This is a genomic window from Streptomyces colwelliae (assembly GCF_048158785.1).
Lineage (GTDB): Bacteria > Actinomycetota > Actinomycetes > Streptomycetales > Streptomycetaceae > Streptomyces.
Window position 1 is genome coordinate 1 of the sequence record NZ_JBLTJC010000451.1, and the last position, 7,574, is coordinate 7,574.

A 7,574-nucleotide genomic window follows, 5' to 3' on the forward strand; every position below is an offset into this window, starting at 1 on the left:
GAGCAGCGGTGGCGGGCGGGGTAAGGCGGGGTCCCGTCGATCGGGTGTGGGTGTGAGCCGTACCGGAGCTGTCGTTTTCGGTGAGACTGAGCAGTCCGAACTGGGGCTCCGCCAAAGGGGAGTTGGGCATGACGGCACAGAACATCGACGAGGTAGTGGACGGGCTTGCGGGGATCGTGCGGGAGGCGACCCGCGCCGGTGACCGGATCGGGTATTTCGCGGCCCTGTACCGACAGGTGACCGTCGAGATCCGCAAGGCCATCCACGAGGGACAGTTCGAGGACGGCCCCCGCATGGACCGCTTCGACACGCTCTTCGGCAACCGCTACTTCGCCGCGCACGACGCCTGGCTCCGCGACCGGAGCGGGCCGCGCTGCTGGCGCGAGACGTTCGGCCTGCTCGACGACTCCGACACGGTCATCGTCCAGCACCTGATCCTCGGCGTGAACGCGCACATCAACCTCGACCTGGCAGTGGCCGCCGCGGGGACCAGCCCCGGCGAGGACATCCACGCGTTGCAGCACGACTTCCTGCTGATCAACGACATCCTCGCGCGGGTGGTGCTGGTGCTGGAGGACTCGGTGGGTGCGCTGTCCCCTCTCCTTTCCCTGCTGGACAAGGTCGGGGGCCGTACGGACGAGGCGATCCTGGACTTCAGCGTCGTCCAGTCCCGGCAGGAGGCCTGGTACAACGCGGTGCTGCTGGCCGGGCAGACGGAGGCGCAACGCGCGGCCACCATCGAACGGCTCGATGTGCGGGCTGCGGTACTGGCGCGGCTGATTGCGCGGCCGGGGCTTCTCGTCCGGCCTGCGCTGGAGTTGATCCGCCACACGGAGAGCGATGACGTGGCGGCTGTCATCGCGCATCTGGACGGGGCGATGGGGCGGGCTTCCGCCGGGCGGGGCACGAGGGGGTGACCCGGCGGATCGGCCGTCCGCTCAGGACCCCTCGGTGAACAACTCCCGCGCGTCGGCGACCTCGTGGGAGCGGTCGAACCAGGTGCCGAGTTCGTCGAGGTCGGTGGAGGCGAGGATGCGGTCGCGGACGGGGTCGGGGACGTCGATCTGACGCCGTTGGAAGGTGCGCAGGATGGCAGCCGCCCACCCTTCGGCACGCCCTTCCTCCCTGCCTTCTTCCCGGCCTTCCTCCCTGCCTTCACCTCGCACCTGCTCCGCCAGCGGGTGCCGCCAGAAGTACTGCATCGCCGTCATCAGGTCCCTCCACATCTGCTGGGCCTGGCGGTCTGCCAGGCATGAGTCGACGAACTGCACGAAGACCGCGGCGCTGTCCGGGTCGATGGTCCGCAGGGCGGTTGCCAGGGATTCCAGTATGACGGCGGCCTGCGGACCCTTGCCATGTGTCATCGCCGAAAGCACCGCAAGGGGTACGTCCCGTTCGGCCTCCTGATCGTCCACGATCACCGGCACGTTGTCCGGTCCCAGGACGAACGGGCGCACCGTCAGCGAGGGGCATCCGCGTACCCCGAGGTGAATGGGCTCCGCCGCCCAGCGGGCCGTGGCGTGGCTCTGGGTGATGACGATGAGCACGGGCTCGCAGCGGTACTTCTCGTGCAGGTAGCTGAGGTAGTACGGCCAGCTGCCGCGTTTCCTCTTGTCGATATCGCCCTGCGACTCGACGACCAGGAGGTAGGCCCCTTCGTCGGTCTCCGCACGGAGCAACGTGTCCACGCGCCTCTCGACCGGTTCGATCTCGGTGAGGTCCACGTTCATGGCGGCGAACTCACGCGGTTCGGGGAAGGGGATGCGTAACACGCCTTGCAGGGCGCGGGTGAGAAGCGCGGGATCCTTCTGGAAGATCCGGTGCAGCGCCTCGTGGGACGAGCTGACCATCAACTCTCCTTTCTGTCCGATCTATTCGATGTGATCAACGATCTAGGCGGCGTCCAGGTCACACCACACGTACTTGCCGCGCTGCCCGTTCCTGGACAACGGCTGCCACCCCCAGCCGTCGGCGCATGCCCGCACCAACGCGAGCCCTCTCCCTGCCTCGGCATCCAAGAGCTCCCCCAACTGCCCCGGCGGTTCGGGAGGTTCGGGGTCCGCGTCCCACGCCCCGACCCGCAGCACCCCCGCCGCCCACCGCACACGGAGCATCACCGGCCCCTTGGTGTGGAGTACGGCGTTGGCCACCAGCTCCGTCGCGAGGAGTTCGGCGGTGTCCACGACCCGGATGAGACCGTGCGCGGTGAGGACGAGGCGCAGGGTGCGGCGACAGACGGTGACGGCACGGCGGTCGTGCGGGACGGAAAGGGAGTACTCCCAGGGGTCGGGCTCGGTTTCGGGCATGGGTCAGCTCCAGAGGGCCGGTTGATGGGGCGCGGGGGGCATTGCCGCAGCCGTCATGGCAGGACGAAGCGGTGCGCTTCCGCAGCGTGTACGTCGCATCACTGAAGGTAGAGCAAAATTTTTTGCTCGCGCAAGCCGATGCCGTAATCTGACCCCCGAATGAGGCACAGCCGCACGGCAGTTGAGGTCGGGAGGGGCGCATGGCGCCAAGGAGCCAACCCACGGCACGACAGGTGCGCCTGGGCACCGAGTTGCGCCGCTTGCGGGAGGCAGCCGGGCTGAAAGCCCGCGAGGCGGCAGGCCTGTTGAACTCGACGTCAGCGCAGATGAGCCAGGTGGAAGCCGGCTTCGCGGGTGTGAGCGAGGAACGCGTACGACGGCTCGCCGCCCACTATGCCTGTACCGACGCGGCGTTGATCGACGCGCTGGTGGCGATGGCGACCGATCGGACACAGGGGTGGTGGGAAGATTTCCGGGGCGTCCTGTCGACACCGTTCCTGGACGTCGCCGAACTGGAGCACCACGCGACGTTCCTGCGCGACGTGGTCGTCATCCACGTACCCGGCATGCTCCAAACACCCGACTACGCCCGCGCGGTGTTCTCGTACATGAATCCAGGGATGCCCGAGAGCGAGCTGGAACCACGGGTCGAACACCGGATGCGGCGACGGGCGGTCCTGGGAGGAGACAAGCCCACTCCGTACGAGGCGATCGTCCACGAGGTCGCCCTGCGCATCCGCGTCTCCGACCGCCGTGTCGCTCACGCCCAGCTCAGGCAGATGCTGGACCTGAGCGAGCAGAACCACGTCACCGTGCGCGTAATCCCCGTGGACCAGGACGACTTCGCTGGAGGCGGAGCCGCGATGATGTACCTCGGCGGCCCAGTACCGAGACTGGACACCGGCCTACGGGACGCCCCCGTGAACAAGGGGCCCATCGATGCCGAAGCCCAGTTGCAACGACTCCGGACCTTGCTCCTTAAGGTGAGCAAGGCGTCACTCGCTCCCGCTCAGTCGCGGGACTTCATCCACCGTGTGGCGAAGGAACTTTGAGGACCCGCATGACCATGGCCAGGCACTGGCAGAAGTCCACCTTCTCCGACGGCAGCGACGGCGACACCTGCGTCGAAATCGCCGCCACTCCTACCACCCTCCACCTCCGCGAGAGCGACACCCCCGGCACCGAACTCACCATCAACGCAACCCCGTTGGCGCACCTCATCCACACCCTGAAGTCGAACCTGTTCCACGCAACCTGACCCTGTGAGCGCCTCCGGAGCCCGCGCCGCTCGCCATACGATGCCGAGATGCACGCGGACAGCCCCCGAGACGCTCGTGCCCTCCTGATCAACGGCACGGTCGGCGTGGGCAAGACAACCATCGCCGAGGCCGTGGGTGCCCTACTCGCCGACGCGGGGGTCCCGCATGCCGTGCTGGACCTCGACTGGCTGAGCAACTCGTGGCCCACGCCTCCCGGTGACCGGTTCAACTTCGACTTGCTGCTGCGGAACCTGCGGAGCATCGCCGGTCACTACCTCGACGCAGGGGCCACCCGCCTCGTACTCGCCGGTGTGATCGAGAAACAGGACGAGCGGAAGGCACTGGCCGACGCCGTAGGAGTCGACCTCACGGTGTGTCGACTCCGGGCCGAACTACCGCTCATCCAGCAACGCCTGACTTACCGTCACAACTGCACGACCAAGGCACTGCAATGGCACCTGAACCGGTCCGGTGAACTGGACGGCATCCTCGACCGGGCCTCCGTCGACGACTTCACCATCGACACCAGCACAGGCTCCGTCACCGACGTCGCCCTGTCTGTGATCAGGGCGGCCCGCTGGCAATGACCACCGGACCGCCCAACGGCGTCCCACAAAAGGAACGTTGAGGACCCGCATGCCCCAGCCCAGGCACTGGCAGAAGTCCACCTTCTCCGACGGCGGCGACGGCAACACCTGCGTCGAACTCGCCGCCACGCCCACCACCCTCCACCTCCGCGAGAGCGACACCCCCGGCACCGAACTCACCACCACCCGCGCCCCGTTGACCCACCTCATACGCGGCGTGAAGTCCGGCCTGCCCCTCAGCGATGAATGAGGTCTTTCAGTGAGGCAACCGATCGGGTGATCGCGGCTGGACGCGGACTGAAGCCAGGGCCTCTTGGCAGCTCGGGATTGCGAAGCCGGCCGAGATCCAGGAGCCCCTGCTGCCGCAGTCGTACGCGCCCGCACCGATGGAGTTCAGCTCAGCTGCTCCACGATCAACGCGCCATCTTCTTGAGAGTCCAGTCAAGCGTCATTGCCGACTTGCTCGTAGTGGACGCAGTGAACATGGTGCCGCCGGAATCGGTCTGCAACTCGGACGTGCCGCCGCACTGTACGTCCGTGGCCTTTCCTTCGGTGGGCTGGACATGCACCAGTCCCTTTCCCCGGCAGGTCAGAATGAGCTCCCCGGCCACTCCCGGTGTGCTGTCGGCACCGAAGTGGACGGGGGTCCCGGCGACAAGGCGCAGCCCTGTCCCAGAGGCGGTCACATGCAGAGCCGATGCCGTACGGGCCGGGCTGGCCGTCGCGGAAGGGTGAGCGCCGGAGGTTGCTTGATCTGCCGGGTGACCGCCGCATCCCGCCAATGCCACACCGGCAGCCAGAGCCGCCCACACGGCAGGCGCACGCTTCATGAACTGGTCTCCCAGTACTTGATACGGATGGAATAGGAAGGCGCGGTCAGGGTACCCGAGCCAATGGTTTTGACATTGCACGGGGCAACGATCTCGGTCTTCTTCCAGGGTATTTTGTATCCGTCCGATCCCGGCTTGGCGTTCCCGATCTTGTGTGGGCTGACCGCGAAGGTTCCGGTCAAGGTCGTCGAAGCCGTGATGGAGCCGTGGAGCGTGACGGACAGACTTGCCTCGGCTTTTGCGATCAGCCCGTTGATCTCGCTTTTCGCCGTACCGGTCACGGACGCGCCGACGGTGGCACCCGCTTGGAACGCAACGCTCATCGTGCCGCCCTTGGGGCCGTACGGGCCGGAGCGGAAGACAGGGACAGGCGCACCGATGAAGTAGCCCTTCTTGGCCCCGAAGCTGGTGGCCACCTCGCCCACTTCGGGGCAGGCCTGCGGGCGGGCGGTTACCGCGTCAGCCGCTTGGGCGGCCGGCGCGGTAACCAGACTTGCCGATGCGATTGTCGCGAGCACGGCTATTGAGGCCCGGAACATGAATCCCCCTGGTCAGGCATTGCACATGGTGATCTTGGTCGACCAGGAACGTAGCGCACCCTCAGATAATCGATCAACAGTTTTGAGGCGAACTTGAGACGCCCCATTTTTTGACGTTCCATCAGAGAGCATTTAATTCAGGCAGAGGTCGCCCCGTACGCCCTTAGGGCCGTGTGGATCGCTTCGTTCGCATGTTCGTCCAACTGCCCTCTGTGTGCGACGAGTTCGGGTAAAGCATGTCCAATTCGCTCGCACCCGGGCCGGCTAATGGCGACCGAAGGCGACAGCCGAAATCATCGCTGTCGGCAGTGAATCTCCAGGCACAGCCCCCTACGCGGGTTACCGCCTAACACTCCGCCAACGCCGCCTCGTTGTCCGCCTGCCCCGGTCGCACCCCCAACGCGAGCCAGTGGCCTGCCGACCGGCAAGCGGTTCGTTCAAGACCCCGTACGTCCTGCGATCGAGACTCTCCGTATGACCGAACAAACCTTCACCCCTGCGTTGGGCCGCTTCGCCCCCACCCGCTTCTACGACCCCGTCGTCGCCCTGACCCGTGAACGCCTCTGGCGCGGCCTGCTCGCCCTGTACGTGGCGCCGCAGCCCGGCGACGTGATCGTCGACGTGGGCTGTGGCACCGGCTCCACGGCCCTGTTGCTGAACCGTGTCGAGCCGCGGGCACGGGTCGTAGGCGTCGACCCCGATCCTGACGTACTGACCACCGCGCGGCGCAAGGCCGAGGCCGAGGCAGACGCAGACGCAGACGCAGACGGCGTGGCACCGGAATGGCACGTCGGCATGGGCGACGCGCTGGAGGAGATCCTGGGTGCCGACTCCGCGAGCACGGTCGTCTCCAGCCTCGTGCTCCATCAGTGTCCGGTCGCGACGAAGCGCGCGATCCTCGCGTCGATGTTCGCGGTACTGGTGCCCGGCGGCAAGCTGGTGATCGCCGACTACGGGTTGCAGCGGACCGGACTGATGCGCCTCGCGTTCCGGACCGTGCAGCTGGCGGACGGCAAGGAGGACACCCAGCCCAACGCGGACGGTGTCCTTCCCAGGCTGATCTCCGAAGCCGGATTCCGCGATGTGCGCGAGGCCGAGGTCGTGTCAACGATCAGCGGATCGATCTCCGTCTACGTCGCGCGCCGCCACTGACCCGCGCAGCACGGGCAGCACGGGCAGCACGGGCAGCACGGGCAGCACGGGCAGCACGGGCAGCACGGCCGATGACCCGCGCAGCACAGGCAGCACGGCCGACGGAGTCATCCCCAGCATCTCGCGCATCTGCCGGTTGAAATGCGCCTGATCGGCGAAGCCGCCCGTGATCGCCGCGTCGGCGAGCGGCTGGCCCTCGCGCAGTGCCTCGACCGCGCGGACCAGTCGCTGCCAGATGCGCCAGCGCGGAAGCGGCATACCCAACTGGTGCTGTGCCAGGGCACGTAGACGTTGGGGTGAGAGTCCGACCGTCGCGGCAAGGGCGGGCATCGGAATCCTCCGGTCCGCCAGGGTGCTCATCGCCTCCACCAGGCGCACATCGAGACCGCTCGACGGATACGCGCCGGCGGGGCGGACATCGTCCTCGCTCAGGTCGTGCAGCTCTGGCGCGGCGGTGATGCCGTGGTCGCAACGGTCGCGCAGCCTGTCCGCGAACGCGCAGTGCGGCTCGACGAAGAACGTGCGGAGGTGCGGCGTCGCGAGCATGCGATGCCGCACCATCGGCGGCACGACCAGCGCCACGGCGCGATGGTGGGTTCCGGAGGCATCCACCATGGTCACCTCGCCCTGGACGGCGACGGCGACCTGGAAGGCGCCATGCCCATGAGAGGCGTTGTCGGTCGAGGGGCCCCGGTAGAACGCGTACCCCTCGCGGATGACGAACCGCGGCTCCGTCTCTCCCCTGGCCTCCACGGCGTCCGTCAGACCACCCGCGTCCCTCGCCGCCACACCCCGCTCACCAACGGCACCCCCGGCCGATACGCCAGATGCACATGGCTGGGCGCGTCCAGCAGCACCAGGTCGGCCCGCGCCCCCGCCGCGATCCGCCCCACGTCATCCC

10 protein-coding genes and 1 pseudogene are annotated in these 7,574 nt (G+C 67.5%); 6 read left to right on the top strand and 5 right to left on the bottom strand.

Translation table 11 applies throughout. The features are described from left to right. The first annotated feature begins 128 nt into the window (after positions 1-128). Positions 129-917: a DUF5995 family protein gene (locus tag ACNFOC_RS47280; protein ID WP_416965178.1), complete on the top strand. Its 789-nt coding sequence runs from the start codon at positions 129-131 to the stop codon at positions 915-917. A 21-nt stretch (positions 918-938) separates the two neighbouring features. Here the strand turns inward: ACNFOC_RS47280 and ACNFOC_RS47285 are convergent, their stop codons facing one another. Next, positions 939-1,850 (bottom strand): hypothetical protein, encoded by a 912-nt coding sequence (locus ACNFOC_RS47285; protein WP_416965179.1) that lies wholly within the window; start codon positions 1,848-1,850, stop codon positions 939-941. Between the two features lie 42 nt (positions 1,851-1,892). Next, positions 1,893-2,306: an ATP-binding protein gene (locus tag ACNFOC_RS47290; protein ID WP_416965180.1), complete on the bottom strand. Its 414-nt coding sequence runs from the start codon at positions 2,304-2,306 to the stop codon at positions 1,893-1,895. Between the two features lie 200 nt (positions 2,307-2,506). Between ACNFOC_RS47290 and ACNFOC_RS47295 the strand changes: the two genes are divergently transcribed. Genes ACNFOC_RS47295 through ACNFOC_RS47310 form a run of 4 tightly spaced genes read left to right on the top strand, consistent with a single transcriptional unit; the run spans position 2,507 to position 4,402 of the window. Next, positions 2,507-3,358, top strand: a complete 852-nt coding sequence (locus ACNFOC_RS47295; RefSeq protein WP_416965181.1) for a helix-turn-helix domain-containing protein — start codon at positions 2,507-2,509, stop codon at positions 3,356-3,358. An 8-nt stretch (positions 3,359-3,366) separates the two neighbouring features. Further along, positions 3,367-3,564, top strand: coding sequence for a DUF397 domain-containing protein (locus ACNFOC_RS47300; RefSeq protein ID WP_416965182.1), 198 nt, complete (start codon positions 3,367-3,369; stop codon positions 3,562-3,564). A gap of 48 nt (positions 3,565-3,612) precedes the next feature. Then, positions 3,613-4,152 carry a DEAD/DEAH box helicase family protein gene (locus ACNFOC_RS47305; protein ID WP_416965183.1) on the top strand — a complete coding sequence of 180 codons (540 nt, stop codon included), beginning with the start codon at positions 3,613-3,615 and terminating at the stop codon, positions 4,150-4,152. Between the two features lie 49 nt (positions 4,153-4,201). Then, on the top strand, positions 4,202-4,402 hold the full coding sequence (locus tag ACNFOC_RS47310) for a DUF397 domain-containing protein (RefSeq protein ID WP_416965184.1): 201 nt from the start codon (positions 4,202-4,204) through the stop codon (positions 4,400-4,402). 576 nt (positions 4,403-4,978) lie between these two features. Here the strand turns inward: ACNFOC_RS47310 and ACNFOC_RS47315 are convergent. Continuing rightward, positions 4,979-5,521 (bottom strand): hypothetical protein, encoded by a 543-nt coding sequence (locus tag ACNFOC_RS47315; RefSeq protein ID WP_416965185.1) that lies wholly within the window; start codon positions 5,519-5,521, stop codon positions 4,979-4,981. A 474-nt stretch (positions 5,522-5,995) separates the two neighbouring features. On the opposite strand from ACNFOC_RS47315, the gene ACNFOC_RS47320 reads away from it, so the two are divergent. Further along, on the top strand, positions 5,996-6,673 hold the full coding sequence (locus tag ACNFOC_RS47320; protein WP_416965186.1) for a class I SAM-dependent methyltransferase: 678 nt from the start codon (positions 5,996-5,998) through the stop codon (positions 6,671-6,673). On the opposite strand, the gene ACNFOC_RS47325 is transcribed toward ACNFOC_RS47320, so the two are convergent. Beyond that, positions 6,626-7,462, bottom strand: a complete 837-nt coding sequence (locus ACNFOC_RS47325; RefSeq protein WP_416965187.1) for a helix-turn-helix domain-containing protein — start codon at positions 7,460-7,462, stop codon at positions 6,626-6,628. The genes ACNFOC_RS47320 and ACNFOC_RS47325 overlap by 48 nt on opposite strands. Further along, positions 7,435-7,574, bottom strand: a pseudogene (locus ACNFOC_RS47330) (imidazolonepropionase); the annotation flags it as partial. The gene ACNFOC_RS47325 and the pseudogene ACNFOC_RS47330, both read right to left, overlap by 28 nt.

Excerpts from the sequence above, each read along its gene's own strand:
- ACNFOC_RS47280 (WP_416965178.1), top strand. The coding sequence starts at position 129 with ATGACGGCACAGAACATCGACGAGGTAGTGGACGGGCTTGCGGGGATC.
- ACNFOC_RS47285 (WP_416965179.1), bottom strand. The coding sequence starts at position 1,850 with ATGGTCAGCTCGTCCCACGAGGCGCTGCACCGGATCTTCCAGAAGGAT.
- ACNFOC_RS47290 (WP_416965180.1), bottom strand. The coding sequence starts at position 2,306 with ATGCCCGAAACCGAGCCCGACCCCTGGGAGTACTCCCTTTCCGTCCCG.
- ACNFOC_RS47295 (WP_416965181.1), top strand. The coding sequence starts at position 2,507 with ATGGCGCCAAGGAGCCAACCCACGGCACGACAGGTGCGCCTGGGCACC.
- ACNFOC_RS47300 (WP_416965182.1), top strand. The coding sequence starts at position 3,367 with ATGACCATGGCCAGGCACTGGCAGAAGTCCACCTTCTCCGACGGCAGC.
- ACNFOC_RS47305 (WP_416965183.1), top strand. The coding sequence starts at position 3,613 with ATGCACGCGGACAGCCCCCGAGACGCTCGTGCCCTCCTGATCAACGGC.
- ACNFOC_RS47310 (WP_416965184.1), top strand. The coding sequence starts at position 4,202 with ATGCCCCAGCCCAGGCACTGGCAGAAGTCCACCTTCTCCGACGGCGGC.
- ACNFOC_RS47315 (WP_416965185.1), bottom strand. The coding sequence starts at position 5,521 with ATGTTCCGGGCCTCAATAGCCGTGCTCGCGACAATCGCATCGGCAAGT.
- ACNFOC_RS47320 (WP_416965186.1), top strand. The coding sequence starts at position 5,996 with ATGACCGAACAAACCTTCACCCCTGCGTTGGGCCGCTTCGCCCCCACC.